Origin of the sequence: Nocardia sp. NPDC052001 (assembly GCF_040680615.1) — a bacterium.
Taxonomy (GTDB): domain Bacteria; phylum Actinomycetota; class Actinomycetes; order Mycobacteriales; family Mycobacteriaceae; genus Nocardia.
Genome location: NZ_JBFAXC010000003.1, coordinates 874,709 through 892,858 on the forward strand (window position 1 = coordinate 874,709; position 18,150 = coordinate 892,858).

The following is an 18,150-nucleotide window of genomic DNA, read 5'->3' on the forward strand; positions in this document are numbered from 1 at the left end:
TTCCTCCGCAGGCACCACGTCTCCCGCAGGTCAGAAGCGTTCCGCGACTCCGGTCGTGGAACAGGATGTCCCCGAGCAGATGCGGATTCGCCGCGAGAAGCGGGAGCGGTTGCTGGCCGAAGGCCGTGAGGCTTATCCGGTCACTATCGGCCGCACGCATACCCTCGCCGAAATTCGTGCCGCATATCCCGAACTCGAAGCCGATACCCAAACCGGTCAGGTTGTCGGAGTCGCGGGCCGCGTAATTTTCCAGCGGAATAGCGGAAAACTGTGTTTCGCCACTCTCCAGGAGGGTGATGGCACCAAGTTGCAGGCCATGATCAGCCTCAACGGCGTGGGCGCGGAGTCGCTCGCGGCCTGGAAGTCCGATGTGGATCTGGGCGATTTCGTGTTCGTGCACGGCGAGGTGATCGCTTCGCGCACAGGCGAATTGAGCATCATGGCGGATGGCTGGGAGATGGCGGCAAAATCGCTGCGCCCGCTCCCGGTGGCGCATAAGGAGATGAACGAGGAGTCCCGCGTCCGGCAGCGCTATGTGGACCTGATCGTGCGCCCGGAGGCGCGTGAGATGGCCCGCACCCGCGTGGCCGCGGTGCGCGCGCTGCGAGACGCGCTGGAGCGCAGGGGTTTCCTCGAGGTCGAGACCCCGATGCTGCAGACCATCCACGGCGGTGCGGCGGCGCGCCCGTTCGTCACCCACTCGAATGCGCTGGATCTGGAGTTGTTCCTGCGTATCGCTCCGGAGTTGTTCCTGAAGCGATGTGTGGTCGGCGGTATCGAGAAGGTCTTCGAGATCAACCGGAACTTCCGAAACGAGGGTGCCGACTCCACCCATTCGCCCGAGTTCGCAATGCTGGAAACCTACGAGGCGTACGGCACCTACGACGATTCCGCGAAGATGATGCGGGAATTGATCCAGGAAGTGGCGCAGGCGGTCTACGGCACGCAGGTGGTCACTCTTGCCGATGGCACGGAATACGATCTGTCCGGCGAGTGGACGACAGTGGAGATGTACCCGTCGTTGTCGGAGTCGATCGGTGTGGATGTCACGCCGGAAACGTCCGTACCGGAATTGCTGGCACTGGCCGAACGCGTCGGTCTGGAAATTCCGCAGGACAAGGGCTATGGCCACGGCAAACTGGTCGAGGAACTCTGGGAGCACGTCTACGGCGACAAGCTGTACGCGCCGACTTTCGTTCGCGACTTCCCGGTGGAGACCTCTCCGCTGACTCGTCAGCATCGGAGCAAGCCCGGGGTTACCGAGAAGTGGGATCTGTACGTGCGCGGCTTCGAACTCGCGACCGGATATTCCGAACTCGTTGATCCGGTGATCCAGCGGGAACGTTTCGAGGATCAGGCGCGTTTGGCCGCTGCGGGCGACGATGAGGCCATGCGCCTGGACGAGGACTTCCTTGCCGCGATGGAGCACGGTATGCCTCCGACGACCGGAACGGGTATGGGAATCGACCGGTTGCTGATGGCCCTGACTGGCTTGGGAATCCGGGAAACGATACTCTTTCCAATTGTGCGTCCAGTAGCTCGCTGAGTTCTCTGGATTGCATTGTCGGTGCCCGTTCTGGGACTATCGAATTCAGCGGTATTCTAGTTTTTGGGTAATCGGCCTAACTATGCGGGTCGCACGATTTCGAGAGGACGTTCATCTCATGGCAAAGAAGGTCACCGTTAGCCTGATCGACGATGTCGACGGTGAGTCCATCGCGGACGAGACCATCGAGTTCGCAATCGATGGCGTCTCGTACGAGATCGACTTGTCGACGGCTAATGCGTCCAAGCTGCGGGACGGTCTGGAGGTCTGGGTTGCCAACGCTCGTCGCGTGAGCGGCCGGCGCCGTACCAAGGGCGCTGCCGTCGCTTCGACGGGTCCGAAGAGCCGGGTTTCGATCGATCGTGAACAAAGTGCGGCGATTCGTGAATGGGCGCGCCGGAATGGGCACAAGGTTTCTGCTCGTGGGCGTATCTCCGCGGACATCACGGAGGCCTACAACAAGGCCGCTGCGAAGAACTAGTCGTCTTTGCGACTGCCGTCCGGGTGTTTCGTGCGAGCCCGGGCGGCAGTGGTTTATTCATACGCTTTGCACATAACTCGTATGGGTGCGCCGTGCCCATATCCATGGCACGATCTTGCTCGTGCCGAGGCGGCACGGCACCATTGAACTGTGCGGACGATGTCACTGGCTGGGTGTAGAGACGAGGTATCGGCGCAGTGACCGCATTTCACGGTTCATTACTGCGGGTCAAGGATCATGAGGGCCGTCAGCACGAGCTGATGCTGACCCCGGATCAGCCGCGCATCACCATCGGCCGCTCCCCGCAGGCCGACCTCTCGCTCTTCTGGGACGTCGAGGTGTCCCGCCTGCACGCGACCGCCGAATATCTGGGCGCGCACTGGACCATCGTGGATGACGGGCTCTCCCGCAACGGCACCTTCGTCAATGGGGATCGCCTGGTCGGACGGCATCGGCTGGCGCCCGGCGATGTGATCCGGATGGGCACCTCGCGGGTCACCTTCCACGATTTCTCCGGCGCCGCAGGCGATGTCACGCAGACCTCCACCGGTGGACTGCCCACGCTGCGCTCGCTCACCGAAACCCAGCGGTCCGTGCTCATCGCGCTGTGCCGTCCGCTGCGCGGCAATGACGGGTTCGCCTCGCCGTCGTCGAATCAGCAGATCGCCGCGGAGCTGTTCCTGAGCGTGGACGCCATCAAGACGCATCTGCGGGCGCTGTTCGCCAAGTTCGGCGTGGAGGATCTGCCGCAGAATCAGAAGCGCGTGCAGCTGGCGAATCTGGCCATGCGCAGCGGCGTGGTGTCCGAACGGGACCTCTGAGCGCATCAGCGAGCGTCTCGAGACGCTCGCTGATGTCCCCGAGCTTCTGAGGGATGTCGCACGCTCGCTCCGGACGGTTGACTGGAAGTCGTTGAACAGCCCGGGAATTCCGGGATGAGGACCCAGTCAGGAGATATCTGATGTTTGCGCTTCGTATGGCCGCGCTGGTGGCGGCGACCCTGTCGACCGGTGTCATCGCCGGCCTTTTCTACGGCTATGCGAACTCGGTGATGCCCGCTCTGGGCCAGACCGACGACCGTGTGATCATCGACGTGATGCAGCGCATCAACGTCATCATCGTCAATCCGCTGTTCATGCTCGCCTTCATGGGCACGGTCGGTTTCACCGTGCTGGCGGCGGCGCTGCACCTGGGCAAGGATTCCCGCACCACGCTGCTGTGGATCGGCATCGCACTGGTGCTCAACGTGATTGCCTTCGCGGTGACCTCGGGGCTGAACGTTCCGCTGAACAATCAACTGGCGGCGGCCGGTGATCCGGCGCAGATCGGTGATCTGGCGGCGGTCCGGGCGCAGTTCGAAACCTCTTGGGTGCGTTGGAATATCGTCCGGGCGGTGCTGCACACCCTGGCGTTCGCGGTACTGATCGGCGCGCTGTTCGTGGCCGGTGTGCAGCACGGTAAGGCGAACGCGGCGGGCACCGCGGTGGCGAGTGGCCCGGTGGCGAGTGGCTCGGTCTCGGATGGCCCGGCCTTCCAGCAGTCGCGTGGCGGTTTCGCCGCTCCGGTGACCCAGCAGCGTTTCGCTCCGGCGGCACCGGGTTTCGCACCGCTCCCGCAGCAGGGTTACGGCCGGCAGTACTGATCTCCTCGCACGCAGAACCGGGATCCACTTCGGGTCCCGGTTTTTTGCTGCGTGAGAGACTGAAACAGGTTTCATAAATTACCCGCCAGTATCCCATCTCGCGTGCTTGTTTTTCGATTACGTTGTCGGAACGCGTTCTAGTTTGGGAGGGAACATGCGTGCTGCGCTACTGCGCCGTTCGCCGGGATCACTGCTGGCGATGGCACTTCTGGCGGTCCTGTCCCTGGGGGTGAGCGGGACGGCCCGCGCCGACCTGCCGGTGGACTACAACTTCTTCGCGGGGATCCCGTACGAATTGGCCAATCCGGGCGGTGCACTGCCCGGGGCCAATGACTGGTCCTGCAAACCGACTGCGGCACATCCGGATCCGGTGGTGCTGATCCACGGCACCGCGGGCGGCGCGCAGACCAACTGGGGTGCGTACGCCCCGCTGCTGGCCAATGAGGGCTACTGCGTCTACTCCCTCACCTATGGCGGTCTCGATGTGCCGTGGCCGCTTTCGGCCATGGGCGGTATGAAGCCGATCCCGGAGAGCGCCGCGCAGCTGGGCGCGTTCGTGGACCGGGTACTGGCCGCGACCGGTGCGCCCAAGGTGGACTTCATCGCCCATTCGCAGGGCAATACCGTCGGGAACTACTACATCAAGCGCGCGGGCGGGCACGGCAAGGTGGACAAGTTCGTCGCCATCGCCCCGCCCTGGCTGGGCCTGTTCGGTGACAGCATGAACATGCTGCGCGCGTTCGGGAAGCAGTTGGGCGCGGACGCCGACGCGGTGGACAACATGATCAGCGCCGGTGTCTGTCAGGCGTGCCCGCAGATGCTCGGTAACTCGTCGTTCGTGAACGCCCTGAACGCCGACGGCATCTACGATCCGACCGTCTCGTATACCAATGTGGCCTCGAATTTCGACGAGGCGGTCTGGCCGTCGGTCGCGCTGGTGCCCGCCCCGAACGTCGTGAACATCCTGGTGCAGAGCGATTGCGCCACCGACTTCTCCGATCACATGGCCATCGCCGGCAGTCGCCGAGTGGCCGCCGATGCCCTGAATGCCCTGGACCCGGCCCATCCGCGGGCCGTGCCGTGCGTATTCATCCCACCCTTCACCGGGTAATAGTTCGCGTGTTCGCTGTGGGCGTAGCCGGGACGGAAACGTTCCCGGCTACAGCCCCGTTATGAGGGAATGAGTCGTACTGAGGCCGGTTCGCAATAGGGTGGACGGACGACGTGCGTGACCCCCGCCAACTAGAGTGGAGGCGGGGGATGCAACCCCAGGGCTTCATGGCAGGCTGGCGACCAGAAGGGCAGCACAGGGTCTGAAGCGCCGGATGCCGTAGCAAGCGGAGCAGGAAGTGAGGGAGCGATGTTCGAGAGGTTCACCGACCGCGCACGGCGGGTCGTTGTCCTGGCCCAAGAAGAGGCCCGGATGCTCAACCACAACTACATCGGCACCGAGCACATCCTGCTGGGCCTGATTCACGAAGGTGAGGGCGTCGCAGCGAAGTCGCTGGAGTCGCTGGGCATTTCGCTGGAGGGTGTGCGGTCGCAGGTCGAGGAGATCATCGGGCAGGGCCAGCAGGCGCCGTCCGGTCACATCCCCTTCACCCCGCGTGCCAAGAAGGTTCTCGAGCTGTCGCTGCGTGAGGCGCTGCAGCTCGGCCACAACTACATCGGCACCGAGCACATTCTGCTCGGCCTGATTCGCGAGGGCGAAGGCGTCGCGGCTCAGGTGCTGGTCAAGCTGGGCGCCGATCTGAATCGCGTGCGGCAGCAGGTTATTCAGCTGCTGTCGGGATACCAGGGCAAGGAGCCGGTCGAGGGTTCGGGCACGCGCAGTGAGTCGGGCACCCCGTCCACATCGCTGGTGCTGGATCAGTTCGGCCGCAACCTGACCCAGGCCGCGCTGGAGGGCAAGCTCGACCCGGTCATCGGCCGCTCGAAGGAAATCGAGCGCGTCATGCAGGTGCTGAGCCGCCGTACCAAGAACAACCCGGTCCTGATCGGTGAGCCCGGCGTCGGTAAGACCGCCGTCGTGGAGGGTCTCGCTCAGGCCATCGTCAACGGCGAGGTGCCCGAGACGCTCAAGGACAAGCAGCTGTACACCCTCGACCTGGGTTCCCTGGTCGCGGGCAGCCGCTACCGCGGTGATTTCGAGGAGCGCCTGAAGAAGGTGCTCAAGGAGATCAACACCCGCGGCGACATCATCCTGTTCATCGACGAGCTGCACACCCTGGTGGGTGCGGGCGCGGCCGAGGGCGCCATCGACGCGGCCTCGATCCTCAAGCCCAAGCTGGCTCGCGGTGAACTCCAGACCATCGGCGCGACCACACTCGACGAGTACCGCAAGTACATCGAGAAGGACGCCGCACTCGAGCGCCGGTTCCAGCCGGTGCAGGTCGGCGAGCCGACGGTCGAGCACACCATCAATATCCTCAAGGGTCTGCGGGACCGCTACGAGGCGCACCACCGGGTGTCCATCACCGATGGCGCTCTCGTCGCCGCCGCGACGCTCGCGGATCGCTACATCAACGATCGGTTCCTGCCGGACAAGGCGATCGACCTCATCGACGAGGCGGGCGCGCGCATGCGCATCCGCCGGATGACCGCACCGCCGGACCTGCGCGAATTCGACGACAAGATCGCCGACGCCCGCCGCGAGAAGGAAAGCGCCATCGACGCGCAGGACTTCGAGAAGGCAGCGCGCCTGCGTGACAAGGAGAAGCAGCTCGTCGCCAAGCGGGCCGAGCGTGAAAAGCAGTGGCGCTCGGGCGATCTGGACGTCGTGGCCGAGGTCGACGATGAGCAGATCGCGGAGGTGCTGGCCAACTGGACCGGTATCCCCGTCTTCAAGCTCACCGAGGAGGAGACCACCCGTCTGCTCCGCATGGAGGATGAGCTGCACAAGCGGATCATCGGACAAGAAGACGCCGTCCGTGCCGTGTCGAAGGCGATTCGCCGCACGCGTGCCGGTCTGAAGGACCCCAAGCGACCGTCGGGTTCGTTCATCTTCGCCGGTCCGTCCGGTGTCGGTAAGACCGAGCTCTCGAAGGCCCTGGCGAACTTCCTGTTCGGCGATGACGACGCGCTCATCCAGATCGATATGGGCGAGTTCCACGACCGCTTCACCGCTTCGCGTCTGTTCGGTGCCCCTCCGGGCTACGTCGGCTACGAAGAGGGTGGCCAGCTGACCGAGAAGGTGCGGCGCAAGCCGTTCTCGGTGGTGCTGTTCGACGAGATCGAGAAGGCCCACCAGGAGATCTACAACACCCTGTTGCAGGTCCTCGAGGATGGTCGCCTGACCGACGGTCAGGGTCGCACGGTGGACTTCAAGAACACCGTCCTGATCTTCACCTCGAACCTCGGCACCTCGGATATCTCGAAGGCGGTCGGCCTCGGCTTCGCCCAGAGCAATGCCGAGGGCTCGAACTACGAGCGGATGAAGCTCAAGGTCAACGACGAGCTGAAGAAGCACTTCCGCCCCGAGTTCCTGAACCGCATCGACGATGTCATCGTCTTCCACCAGCTGACCCAGGATCAGATCATCCAGATGGTGGACCTGATGATCGGCCGCGTCGCCAAGCAGCTCAAGAACAAGGATATGGAGATCGAGCTGACCGAACAGGCCAAGAGCCTGCTCGCCAAGCGCGGTTTCGATCCGGTGCTCGGCGCCCGTCCGCTGCGTCGCACCATCCAGCGTGAGATCGAGGACCAGCTGTCGGAGAAGATCCTCTTCGGCGAGCTGGGCGCCGGTCAGATCGTCAAGGTGGATGTCGAAGGCTGGGACGGCGAAGGCCAGGGCGAGAACGCGAAGTTCACCTTCGCGGCCCGTGCCAAGCTGACCAAGAAGGACACCGCCGAGGAGCAGCCGGTGGTCGTCGCGGGCGAGGCCGCCGCTGTCGGCGAGTAGTCTCCCGCGATGAAAATCGCTTGATCGCGAAGCCCCCTCTCACCAATGGTGGGAGGGGGCTTTCGCGTATCGAAGGGACGGCATGCTCACAGGCACTCAGGTGGACGCGTTCATCACCGATGGATTCGTGAAGGTCGAACAGGCTTTCCCGCGCGAGGTGGCCGATGCGGGCCGCGCCTTCCTCTGGCGCGAAACCGGTTGTGATCCGGACGATCCCGCCACCTGGACGCGGCCGGTCATCCGGTTGAACGGGTACGGCGACGAACCGTTCCGGCAGGCCGCCACCGCGCCCGCACTGGCGGAGGCCTGCGATCAGCTGGTGGGTCCGGGGCGCTGGGTACCGCGAAAAGGGATCGGCACCTTCCCCATTCGCTTTCCGAGCCCGGAGGCCCCCGGTGACGACGGCTGGCATATCGACGCCAGTTTCCCGGGCGACGACGATCCGGCCGACTACTTCCGATGGCGAATCAATGTGCGCTCCAAGGGGAGAGCCCTGCTGATGCTCTTCCTGTTCTCCGATATCACCGACGAGGACGCGCCCACCCGGATTCGCGCCGGATCGCACCTGCGGCTGCCGAAGGTGCTGGCTCCCTACGGAGACTCCGGTGTGCCCATGCCGGACCTGATGGACGCCTACGCCGCGACCGCGGATCTACCGCAGGCGCTGGCGACCGGACGGGCGGGCGATGTGTACCTCTGCCATCCGTTCCTGGTGCACGCCGCCCAGCCGCATCACGGCCGCACGCCGCGCTTCCTGGCGCAACCGCCGCTGGAGCTTCGTGAGCCCTGCGTGCTCGACCGCCCCGACGGCGCGTATTCGCCCGTGGAACAGGCGATTCGACTGGGTCTGGACGAGCGCTGATCGGTTCGGGGGAGCGCTGATCGGCGCTGGAACGCGTCGATGTGGTCAGCGGAAGCGGGCCAGGATCGGGGCGAAGCTCGCGGCGAGTTCGCCGGGCACCAGCAGTTCGTCGATGCCGTACTTGTCGTGCAGCTGCTCCAGTGCCGCCGCGGCCTCCGACGGATCGCCGGGAAGCAGTGCGGCGGCCCGGGATTCACGGAGGTGGTCGATGGTGATGCCGAGGTGGCGGGCGACGTAGAACGGGAGCTGGTCGCCGATGCCGACCAGTTGGAGGCTGAATCCGATCGGCCGGTCGGTGTGGTCGCGGACGGTGGCGGTGCGGGTGGCGAGATCGTATTCGGTGCTGGCGGGGTCCACCGCGAGGTGAATGCGGTCGGCGTATTTCGCCGCGGTGGCAAGCATTTTCGGGCCGCTCGCGGCGATGACGATCGCCGGCGCGGGTTGTACGGTGGCGCGGACGTTTTCGATGGTGTCGATGAGTTGGTGGCGGCGATCGGCGGCGGAACCCCATGGCATACCGAACTTTTCGGCCTCTTTGCTCGCATCGGGGCGACCGGTGCCCATACCCAGTTCGAAGCGGCCGTCGGAAAGCATTTGCAGCGTGGCGGTTTCGCGCGCGGTGACGGCGGGGGTGCGCATCGGTGCGGCGAGCACGTTGGGGCGCAGCCGCAGGGTGGTGGTGACGGCGGCGGCCGCCGCCAGGGTCGGGAAGGGTGATGGGGTGTACAGGGTGTCCGGGAGCAGGACGGTGCCGTACCCCTGACGCTCCGCATCCTGAACGGCGCGAACCCATTCCGCGCCGGATCGGGGTGCCATGACGATTCCGAAGTTCATGCTCATGGTTCGAGGATGCTGGTGCGCCGGGGGTGGGCACATCGGTTTCGGGGCGGCCTCCGGCGTACGTCTGGAGGCGTACGGTGGGCGGGGTCAGTCATCAATTCGGCTCGGGGGAGCGCACCATGACCAATCCTGATCTCACACTCATCGCGGTTCTGCTGGACCGTTCGGGTTCCATGCAGTCCATCAAATCCGATACCGAGGGCGGTTTCGCCGCCTATTTCGAGCAGCAGCGCGCGGTGCCCAAGCGCATCGAGGTGACGCTGGCGCAGTTCGATACCGAATACGAGGTGGTCTACGCGAATCGGCCGCTGGCACAGGTGCCGCCGCTGGACTTGCGGCCGCGCGGGATGACCGCCCTGTACGACGCGGTGGGCAAATTGATTACCGATGTCGGTGCGGAGCTGGCGGCTCGCGACGAGTCGAATCGCCCGGGCACGGTCATCGTGGTGGTCATGACGGACGGCCACGAGAACTCCAGCCGCGAGTGGTCGCACACCGCCGTGAAGTCCCTGATCACCCAGCAGCAGGACACCTGGAACTGGAATTTCCTGTTCCTGGGCGCGAATATGGATGCCGTCGCGATCGGCGCGGATATGGGTTTCTCGCCCCGCCAGTCCATCACCTACGCCGCCGCCCCGCAGGGCGTGTCCGGCGTCTTCAAAGCCGCCTCCGCCTACTCCGCCCGCCTCCAGGCCCCGCCCGCCCCGGGCAGCTACTCGCCCCGCGAGGAGGGCTTCACCGACGCCGAGCGGGATCAGTCCAACCCCGGTCGCTGAACTACTGCCAGCCGGGGCGGACCAGGCCGGATTCGTAGGCCATGACGACCAGTTGGGTGCGGTCGCGGGCGTTGAGTTTCAACAGGATTCGGCTGACGTGGGTGCGGGCGGTGGCGGGGCTGAGATAGAGGCGTTCGGCTATCTCGGCGTTGGTGAGGCCCTCGGCGACCAGGGTCATGACTTCGCGTTCGCGGTCGGTGAGTTCGGTGAAGGTCTGGGCCGGTGCGGGTTTGGCGTGGGTGGCGAATTCGGCGACCAGGCGTCTGGTGACGCTGGGGGAGAGCAGTGCGTCACCGGCCGCCACCACCCGCACGGCCTTGACCAGGTCGGCGGGTTCGGTGTGTTTGACCAGGAAGCCGGTCGCGCCCGATCGCATCGCCTCGAAGACGTACTCGTCGAGTTCGAAGGTGGTCAGCACCACCACCCGCACCTCGGAAAGCTCTGGGGTGGCGGCGATTTCGCGGGTGGCGGCGAGGCCGTCCAGGATCGGCATGCGGATATCCATCAGCACCACATCGGGGATGAGTTCGCGCGCCAATCGCACGGCCTGTTCACCGTTGTCGGCCTCGCCGACCACCTCGATATCGTCCTGTGCGTCCAGCAGGGCCGCGAAGCCCGCGCGCACGAGCGCCTGATCGTCGGCGATCAGAACCCGGATGTTCATGAAACCTCCTGCGGCACAGTGAACCTAGGCGGCCGGTTCGGGATGGTTCAGGTGGACGGGTAGCCGGGCTTCCACGCGGAAGCCGCCGTCGGCCTTGGGTTCGGCGAGCAGCCGCCCGCCGAGCGCCTTGGCGCGTTCGGTCATACCGGTGATGCCGTGCCCGCCGGTGCCCGCGATGGCGGCGGGTGCGCGCGTGGGCCGGGTGTTGTCGACCGCCAGATGCAGTCGATCGGCCGAATAGCGCACGGTGACAAGCACACTCGCACCGGGAGCGTGCCGCACCACATTGGTGAGCGATTCCTGCACGATGCGCGCGGCGGCCACGTCGACGACCGAGGGCAGTCGTTTGGGCACCCCGGTGACGATGGCCCGCACCTCCAGGCCGGTGGCTCGGGCGGGCTGCAGCAGACTATCCAGATCGCTGATGACGACCGTGGGCGTGATCGGTGCGGGCACGGTGCCGGTGCCGCCGCGAATGGAGCGCAGCAGCGCGTGCACCTCGCCGAGTGCGTCCTTGCTGGCGTCCTTGATCGCGGCCAGCGCGGTCGCGGCCTGTTCGGGCCGGCGATCGATCAGTTCGAGCGCCACCGAGGACTGCACATTGATGAGCGAGAGGCTGTGCGCGAGCACATCGTGCAGTTCACGGGCGATGGCCAGCCGTTCCTCGCTGACCCGCTGTTCCCGTTCGGCCGCCACCCGGGCGCGTTCGGCGGCTTCGCGTTCGTGCTGCGCCTGCTCATTGCGGCGCGCTTCCTCGGCGCGTCCGCGGCGCGCCGTGGTGGCGGCCATGCGCTGCCGCAGTCCCTCGGCGATGGCGACCAGCACGACCAGCCAGGCGAGCAGTCCGAACTGCTGCCACGAATTGGTGTCGTAGCCGCGCCAGCCGGGCACCGGCCACACCATGAGCAGATAGCCGACCGGTACGAAACCGTAAGTGCGCCAACGCGGTCCGCGCACCCCGGCGGTGAGGAAGGACACAACGAGCGCCAGGAACACCGGACCGTATCCGTAACCCGCCAGCAGGTAGGCGCTGGTGATCGCGAGCACCGCGTAGAAGACCGGTTCCGGGTAGCGCCGCCGGAGCGGCAGTAGCAGCGGTCCGGCCGCCAATAGCGCGTATCCGAGCAGGTCGAGCCCACGTGTTCCCGTCTGATGCTCGTTGGCCAGGGTGCCCGCGCCGAGCTGGATCGCGGCGACCACCAGTGCGAGCAGCACATCCCACCGCCGTGCCGCACTCGTCTCCATAGCTGCACGGTAGCGCCGTATCCACCGGTTCGGCACCGTCTCGGGGGTAAATACGTCGCGATACGTACGCCGGATCGCGCTGTGCGGCGGATGTTTCTGCGCAGGTCGCGGCGGATTCTCGTAGTCATGACAGAAGCGATCGCCGAGACCGGCCGGTTGACCAAACGCTACGGCGCGCATACCGCGGTGGATGCCGTGAGCATGAGCGTGCGACGCGGTGAGATCTACGGATTCCTGGGCCCGAACGGTGCGGGCAAGACCACCACCCTGCGCATGCTGGTCGGTCTGATCCGGCCCACCGAGGGGACCGCGACGGTGCTCGGCCGATCGCCGGGGGATCCCGAAACCCTGCGCCGCATAGGCGTTCTCATCGAAGGCCCGGGTTTCTACCCGTACCTGTCCGGCCGCGACAACCTGCGGGTGCTGGCGCAGTATCGCGGTGTCTCCCACGACGAGGTGGAGCAGGCACTGCACCGGGTCGCCCTCGCCGATCGCGGCGGTGACAGATTCCGCACCTATTCACTCGGTATGAAACAGCGCCTGGGCGTGGCCGCGGCCCTGCTGGGCAGCCCCGACCTGCTGATTCTCGACGAACCCACCAATGGGCTCGACCCCGCCGGGATGGCCGAGATGCGGGAGCTCATCACGGGCCTCGCCGCCGACGGGCACACCGTCGTGCTGTCCAGTCACCTGCTCGCCGAAGTGCAGGAGATCTGCGATCGCGTCGGCGTCATCTCCGGCGGCCGCCTGCTCACCGAAGCCACGGTGCGCGAATTGCGCGGCGCGGCATCGCTTTTCCTGCGCGCCGAACCGCTGGACCTGGCCTTCCCGGCGGTGCGCCGGGTGGTCGGGGAACGCGCCGCACTGCTCACCGCGAACGGCATCAGGGTCGATGCCGGTGTGGCGAAGGCGCCCGCGGTGGCCCGTGCGGTTATCGAGGCGGGCGCGGATCTGCTGGAGCTGCGCACCGACGAAAAGTCCTTGGAGGAAGTGTTTTTCGAGATGACGGGACCGCGAAATGAATGACCTGATCGCAAGTACCCGGGCCGAGCTGCTGCGCCTGCGCAAGTGGCCCGCGTTCTGGATCGTGCTCGGGACGTGGATCCTGTTGAATCTCACGTTCGCCTACCTGTTCAACTATCTGGCCTTTACGACCGGCGATTCCAGCCGGATGTCGAACGGCCAGCCGCGCGAGGTCCTGCTCCAGTTGATGCTCCCGTCGGCCGTCCCGGAGGTGTTCACCCAGGGCATGGCCATGTTCGGCGGCGCGCTCATGCTGGTGTTGGGCGCCCTCGCGGTGGGCAGCGGATACGGCTGGGGCACCTGGAAAACCGTGCTGACCCAAGGGCCTTCGCGGGCCGCCGCGATCGGCGGGGTGGTGGTGAGCCTGGCGGTGACGGTGGTCGCGCTGGTGCTGGTCGCCTTCGTGGTCGATACCGGTGTGGCCGCGCTCATCGCCGCGACGCAGGATCAGTCCCTGGCGCTGCCGTCCGTGAGCCGGATACTGCTCGGAATCGCTTCGGGCACGGCGATTCTGGGCATGTGGACGCTGGCGGGCGCACTGATCGGCGCCATCGCCCGCGGTCCCGCGCTCGCGGTGGGCCTGGGCCTGGTGTGGGTGCTGGTGGTGGAGAACCTGCTGCGCGGGGTGGCCGGAATCTTCTCGCCCATAAAGGCTCTCACCGATCACCTGCCGGGCACCGCCGCCGGATCCCTGGCGGGTTCGCTGCGCACCACCACCGGTCCGGGCACCCCGGGTGTGCTGGATATCCTCTCCCGGGGTGAGTCACTGCTGGTGCTGGCGGCCTACGTCGCGGTCTTCGCGGCGGGCACGATCTGGCTGATCCGCCGCCGGGACATGATCTGATCAGCCGGAAGTTCTTGCAGCACAATCGATGACGCCGTCCGCGAGCTGTCGCAGGGCGGCGTCGATCTGTGCCGGGGTCAGCCCGCGTTCGCGCTGATACCGATAGACCTCCGCCGCGAGCGGCGCGAGCAGCACGTCCACCAGCGGTTCCGGTTCGGCCACACCGGCTTCGGTGAGCAGGGACCGCACATGCACCCGCCAGAACTGATACGCGCCGGTCCGGAAGCGCGCACCGCCGGTCTCCGCGCCCAGGATCAGATTGGCGTGCGTGCCCAGTAGTTCGAGCATCGCCGTATAGAACGCCGCGAGCCGCTCGGCGGGCGGCGCGCCCGGCCCCAAAGGCGGTGCGCCGCGCAGCAATTGCTCCTGCAATTCACGTTCGTGCTGATCGAGCAGGGCCACGGCGATGGATCCGGCATCCGGATAGCGCCGGTACAGCGTCCCGCGTCCCACCCCGGCGGCCTTGGCGATGTCGTCCATGGTGACGGTGCGCGGATCGCGGGTGCTGAACAGTTCCGCCGCGGCGGCGAGGATCTTGGCCCGATTGCGCGCAGCGTCGGCGCGTTCCGGCGGCGGGGTCTGCGCCGCGCCGATCAGCGGTAGTCCTGCCGGTTCCATGCGGCCACTGTAACCCCGAAACGAATAAGTGGACAAGCTGTCCGGTTAGCGTTATCGTTCGAATCATCAAACGGACACTCTGTCCACTTATGAGGAGAATGGTCATGCCGACCCTGCTGCACATCGATTCCAGCGCCCGCCGCACCTCCATCAGCCGCGAACTCGGCGCCGCCTTCGCGGACTCCTGGCGGGCCGAACACCCGGACGGGAACTACGTCCACCGCGATGTCGCCGCCGATCCGATCCCCTTCATCGACGAGGGCTGGACCGAACTCTGCGACCGCGTCCTGGCACACGGCAGCACCGATCTCGATCACCTCGCCGAACTCGCCGACACCCCCGCCGCGGCGGCCGCCTGGGCGATCGCGGCGCCACTGCTCGCCGAGATCCGCGCCGCCGATGTGGTGCTGATCGGCACCCCGATGTACAACTACTCGATTCCGGCCAGCCTCAAGGCGTGGCTGGATCAGCTCACCTTCCCGCGAATGTCGCTGGCCCCCAGTCGTTTCGTGGTCGTCACCGCGCGCGGCGGCGCGTACACCCCGGGTGCGCCCAAGGCCGCATTCGACTATCAGGAGCGCTATCTGCGCGACTTCTTCGCGGGCCATTTCGCTGTGCACGACACGGTTTTCGTCAATGCGGAACTGGTGAACTCCCGGCAGGATCCCGTGCTCGCGCATCTGCGCGAGCAGCATGACGCGTCCTATGCCGCCGCGCTGGACGCCGCTCGCAGACTCGGCAAGGAGTACTGACATGAACTGGCTCATCCTGGGCCTGGCCGGTCTGGTGGAGATCGCCTGGTCCCAATCCATCAAGCCGACACAGAATTTCACGAAACCGCTGGCCACCCTGATCTGCTTCGTGCTCATGGTGATCGCGGTGTACCTGCTGTCCTACGCCATGCGGACGCTGCCGGTCGGCACCGCGTACGCGATCTTCACCGGAATCGGCGCGGTCGGTGCGATCGCCCTGGGCGTGATCGTGCAGCGTGATCCGCTGTCGGCGGGCCGGGTGCTGGCGCTCTCGCTCATCATCGGCGGCATAGTGCTGGCACGGGTGACCAATCCCGAATGAACCGCGGCGCGGACTGTATCGTGCTCCGCCATGGACGTTGCGCCGATCCGGCCTCCCGACCTCTCCGCGCGGCCCTTCTTCCTGGCCGTGGAACGCATTATGTCCGCTTCGCCCGATGAGCTGTATCGCATGGCCACACAGCAATTGGGCCTCTGGTTCGCCGATCCGGGTTCGGTGCTCATGCGCCCCGCGGTGAACGAACCGTTCTTCTTCACCGCGGGCGGCGGGCATCCGCACTACGGGCGCTTCCTGCGCCTGCTCCCGGAGCGCCTGGTCGAATTGACCTGGGTGACCGGTCCCGGCGGCACCGAGGGCACCGAAACCGTACTCACCCTGGAACTCTCGGCGCACGGCGCGGGCAGCGCGCTGCTGCTCACGCACGCCGGATTCCCGACCGCCGCCGCCCGCGACCGGCATGAGCGGTCCTGGCCGCAGGTCCTCGAGCAGTGGGATCAGCGAACCCTCGCGGTGAGCTGAAACCGGCGGGGTAGGTTCGGATTCGTTCTCCCCTCACTCGAAAGGACAGCGATGCCAACACGTACCGCACGCACCGCCTGGACCGGCGGCCTGCAGGACGGCTCCGGTCAGGTCGAACTCGTCAGCTCCGGCGTCGGCAAGTACGACGTCAGCTTCCCCAAGCGCGCGGCCGATAACGCCGACGGCACCACCAGCCCCGAAGAGCTGATCGCCGCCGCCCACTCCTCCTGCTACTCGATGGCGCTGTCGGGTCAGATCGCCGCCGCCGGTGGCAATCCGGAGAGCCTGGACGTGACCGCCGATGTCACCCTGAGCCCGGATCCGGCGGGCGGTTTTCGTATCTCCAAGATCAAGCTGACCGTGGTCGGCCGCGCCTCCGGCATCGACGCCGACGGTTTCGCGACCGCCGCCGCGGCCGCCAAGGCGGGCTGCCCCATCTCCAAGGCCCTCGCGGGCGTGGACGATATCGAGCTGGACGCCACCTTCGAGTCCTGATCTCGGACAACGGCTTTCGCTCCACATACGAAAAGGCAGTGCCGGTATCGCACCGGCACTGCCTTTTTCGTCGAATGCGCCCCGAAGGGTATTACCGCGCCACGGCTTCCGCGGTCCGCGCCTTGTTCGCCGCGAATTCGGTGAGCGCCGCGAACCCGAGCCCGAGCACCAGCCACAGCGTGCCGGTCTCGGCCAGCGACGCCGCCCGGAACTGCCACAGCAGCGCCGCCGGGAAATCGGCCTTCACCTCGTTGATGCCGGGCAGCAGCACGTATCCGATACCCGCGACGACCACCAGGGCCAGCACGGCACCGATCAGCCGTACGGTGCCGAGCTGACCCCGCAACAGCTTGAACACGTACACGCTCACCCCGACCGCCGCGAAGCCGAGCAGCACCACCGCGACCCACAACCAGGTGCGCTGATCGATGGTGTCCGGATCGCCGACGGCCGGCGGATTCGCCGGGTACTTGAAGAACGGAATGATGACGATGGCCAGCCAGCCGCCGCCCGCCAGCGCGAGCGCCAGCCGCGGACCGGACAGCGTGGAGTACCGCCGCGCCACATTCGCCACCACGGCCAGCAGTGCGCCGATGGCCATGCCGAACAGGCCGAGCGCCAGGAACTGACCGGCCTTCTGGCCGGACCGGCTCACCAGCGGCTCTTCCTCGTCACCGTGCGAATGACCGCTCGCGGCCTGATCAGCGGCAGCGCCGTGCTCATGGGTGTCCGCGGCCTGGGACTGCGATTCCTCGATGGCGATGGCCGCGTTGATCTTCGGTTCACCGACGAAGAAGCCGACGGTGGCCGCCAGCAGCCCGGCGATGAGCCCGGCCAGCAGGCCGCGCAGCAGCAGGGTCTTGAGCGAACCGGTCAGCGGCAGCGAGTCGTTCGGCCGGGATGCGGCCTGCGTTCGAGTCTCGGTCAGTGGCACGGGACGCCCAGCAGGTGTCGTCCGTCATGCATGAGCTCATGCATGTACATGCCACTGCGGGAGATCGCGCCCTGATCGAAACCGACCAGGTACAGCGTGAGCAGTGCCAGTAGAACGACACCCGCCGAGACGAGCAGCGCGGTGAGCGCGTCGTTCGACCGGGCGGGGGTGTGGACGATAGCCATACGAGTCCTCCTAGGGGATGCCGCGTCCCCGCGAGCTTCGGGTGCGACGGTGCCGGTGTCTGGCTCTCCCGCTAGGGATACAGTGGCGCGACCGCCCCGGATTCACACCGGGTTACACGTCACCGTCGCTTACTTCACCCCGAACTGTGACATCCGTATCGACTCTGCGTCAATACGCGTGCTGATCAGGCATTCTCAGTGGAAGCTCAGGAGTTCTTGGCGGGCACGTCCAGGACGACCTCGAACTCCAGCAGCGAAGCGCCGGTGGAGACGGGCTGCCGGTTCTCGCCGCCCGCGTGCGCCGCGCGTGCCGGGCCGTCCCGCCACGCCTCGAAGGATTCGTTCGAATCCCAGTGCGTGACAACGAAATACCGATTGTCACCGGACACCGGGCGGAGCAGCTGGAAGCCGAGGAAACCGGGGGAGCCCTCGACGGCGTGCGCGCGATGCGCGAACCGCTTCTCCAGCTCGGGGCCCGCGCCCTCGGGAACTTCAATAGCGTTGATCTTGACGACTGCCATGCAGCCGAGGCTACGCCCG

21 protein-coding genes are annotated in these 18,150 nt (G+C 66.4%); 14 read left to right on the plus strand and 7 right to left on the minus strand.

All coding sequences use genetic code 11. The features are described from left to right. The first annotated feature begins 79 nt into the window (after positions 1–79). From lysS to AB0L82_RS19425, 7 genes are all read left to right on the plus strand, one after another. Positions 80–1,546 (plus strand): lysine--tRNA ligase, encoded by a 1,467-nt coding sequence (gene lysS, locus AB0L82_RS19395; protein WP_364638012.1) that lies wholly within the window; start codon positions 80–82, stop codon positions 1,544–1,546. 118 nt (positions 1,547–1,664) lie between these two features. Beyond that, positions 1,665–2,027, plus strand: coding sequence for an Lsr2 family protein (locus AB0L82_RS19400; protein ID WP_364637635.1), 363 nt, complete (start codon positions 1,665–1,667; stop codon positions 2,025–2,027). Positions 2,028–2,224: 197 nt separating this feature from the next. Further along, positions 2,225–2,848, plus strand: coding sequence for an FHA domain-containing protein (locus AB0L82_RS19405; protein ID WP_364637637.1), 624 nt, complete (start codon positions 2,225–2,227; stop codon positions 2,846–2,848). Positions 2,849–2,988: 140 nt separating this feature from the next. After that, complete coding sequence (locus AB0L82_RS19410; protein ID WP_364637639.1) at positions 2,989–3,669, plus strand: anthrone oxygenase family protein; 681 nt, start codon at positions 2,989–2,991, stop codon at positions 3,667–3,669. Between the two features lie 154 nt (positions 3,670–3,823). After that, positions 3,824–4,780, plus strand: coding sequence for an alpha/beta fold hydrolase (locus AB0L82_RS19415; protein ID WP_364637641.1), 957 nt, complete (start codon positions 3,824–3,826; stop codon positions 4,778–4,780). A gap of 249 nt (positions 4,781–5,029) precedes the next feature. Further along, on the plus strand, positions 5,030–7,573 hold the full coding sequence (locus tag AB0L82_RS19420) for an ATP-dependent Clp protease ATP-binding subunit (RefSeq protein WP_364637643.1): 2,544 nt from the start codon (positions 5,030–5,032) through the stop codon (positions 7,571–7,573). A gap of 82 nt (positions 7,574–7,655) precedes the next feature. After that, a complete protein-coding gene (locus AB0L82_RS19425; RefSeq protein ID WP_364637645.1) occupies positions 7,656–8,435 on the plus strand; it encodes a phytanoyl-CoA dioxygenase family protein in 780 nt (259 codons plus the stop codon). A 45-nt stretch (positions 8,436–8,480) separates the two neighbouring features. Here AB0L82_RS19425 and AB0L82_RS19430 read toward each other — a convergent pair whose 3' ends face one another. Next, positions 8,481–9,275: an LLM class flavin-dependent oxidoreductase gene (locus AB0L82_RS19430; RefSeq protein ID WP_364637647.1), complete on the minus strand. Its 795-nt coding sequence runs from the start codon at positions 9,273–9,275 to the stop codon at positions 8,481–8,483. Positions 9,276–9,394: 119 nt separating this feature from the next. On the opposite strand from AB0L82_RS19430, the gene AB0L82_RS19435 reads away from it, so the two are divergent. Beyond that, positions 9,395–10,051 (plus strand): vWA domain-containing protein, encoded by a 657-nt coding sequence (locus tag AB0L82_RS19435; RefSeq protein WP_364637649.1) that lies wholly within the window; start codon positions 9,395–9,397, stop codon positions 10,049–10,051. A gap of 1 nt (position 10,052) precedes the next feature. Here the strand turns inward: AB0L82_RS19435 and AB0L82_RS19440 are convergent, their stop codons facing one another. Beyond that, complete coding sequence (locus AB0L82_RS19440; RefSeq protein WP_364637651.1) at positions 10,053–10,715, minus strand: response regulator transcription factor; 663 nt, start codon at positions 10,713–10,715, stop codon at positions 10,053–10,055. Between the two features lie 24 nt (positions 10,716–10,739). Beyond that, a complete protein-coding gene (locus tag AB0L82_RS19445; protein WP_364637653.1) occupies positions 10,740–11,960 on the minus strand; it encodes a sensor histidine kinase in 1,221 nt (406 codons plus the stop codon). A gap of 126 nt (positions 11,961–12,086) precedes the next feature. Between AB0L82_RS19445 and AB0L82_RS19450 the strand changes: the two genes are divergently transcribed. Together AB0L82_RS19450 and AB0L82_RS19455 are read left to right on the plus strand one after the other, a co-directional pair. After that, the gene (locus AB0L82_RS19450; RefSeq protein ID WP_364637655.1) at positions 12,087–12,986 is read left to right on the plus strand and encodes an ABC transporter ATP-binding protein; all 900 of its coding nucleotides are present in this window, start codon (positions 12,087–12,089) and stop codon (positions 12,984–12,986) included. Beyond that, entirely contained in the window at positions 12,979–13,827 is an 849-nt protein-coding gene (locus AB0L82_RS19455; RefSeq protein ID WP_364637657.1) for an ABC transporter permease subunit, read from the plus strand. Before AB0L82_RS19450 ends, AB0L82_RS19455 begins: the two co-directional genes overlap by 8 nt. On the opposite strand, the gene AB0L82_RS19460 is transcribed toward AB0L82_RS19455, so the two are convergent. Further along, positions 13,828–14,445 (minus strand): helix-turn-helix domain-containing protein, encoded by a 618-nt coding sequence (locus AB0L82_RS19460; RefSeq protein WP_364637659.1) that lies wholly within the window; start codon positions 14,443–14,445, stop codon positions 13,828–13,830. Positions 14,446–14,549: 104 nt separating this feature from the next. Here AB0L82_RS19460 and AB0L82_RS19465 point away from each other — a divergent pair, with 104 nt between their 5' ends. Genes AB0L82_RS19465 through AB0L82_RS19480 form a run of 4 tightly spaced genes read left to right on the plus strand, consistent with a single transcriptional unit; the run spans position 14,550 to position 16,491 of the window. Beyond that, positions 14,550–15,197, plus strand: a complete 648-nt coding sequence (locus AB0L82_RS19465; protein WP_364637661.1) for an NAD(P)H-dependent oxidoreductase — start codon at positions 14,550–14,552, stop codon at positions 15,195–15,197. Between the two features lies 1 nt (position 15,198). Further along, a complete protein-coding gene (locus AB0L82_RS19470; protein ID WP_364637663.1) occupies positions 15,199–15,519 on the plus strand; it encodes a multidrug efflux SMR transporter in 321 nt (106 codons plus the stop codon). Between the two features lie 30 nt (positions 15,520–15,549). Further along, a complete protein-coding gene (locus AB0L82_RS19475) occupies positions 15,550–15,996 on the plus strand; it encodes an SRPBCC domain-containing protein (RefSeq protein ID WP_364637665.1) in 447 nt (148 codons plus the stop codon). 51 nt (positions 15,997–16,047) lie between these two features. Then, positions 16,048–16,491: an OsmC family peroxiredoxin gene (locus AB0L82_RS19480; protein ID WP_364637667.1), complete on the plus strand. Its 444-nt coding sequence runs from the start codon at positions 16,048–16,050 to the stop codon at positions 16,489–16,491. Positions 16,492–16,582: 91 nt separating this feature from the next. On the opposite strand, the gene AB0L82_RS19485 is transcribed toward AB0L82_RS19480, so the two are convergent. From AB0L82_RS19485 to mhuD, 3 genes are all read right to left on the minus strand, one after another. Beyond that, positions 16,583–17,374 (minus strand): CbtA family protein, encoded by a 792-nt coding sequence (locus tag AB0L82_RS19485; RefSeq protein ID WP_364638014.1) that lies wholly within the window; start codon positions 17,372–17,374, stop codon positions 16,583–16,585. A gap of 41 nt (positions 17,375–17,415) precedes the next feature. Continuing rightward, positions 17,416–17,610 carry a CbtB-domain containing protein gene (locus tag AB0L82_RS19490; protein WP_364637669.1) on the minus strand — a complete coding sequence of 65 codons (195 nt, stop codon included), beginning with the start codon at positions 17,608–17,610 and terminating at the stop codon, positions 17,416–17,418. 206 nt (positions 17,611–17,816) lie between these two features. Continuing rightward, a complete protein-coding gene (gene mhuD, locus AB0L82_RS19495) occupies positions 17,817–18,131 on the minus strand; it encodes a mycobilin-forming heme oxygenase MhuD (protein ID WP_364637671.1) in 315 nt (104 codons plus the stop codon). Between the last annotated feature and the right edge of the window lie 19 nt (positions 18,132–18,150).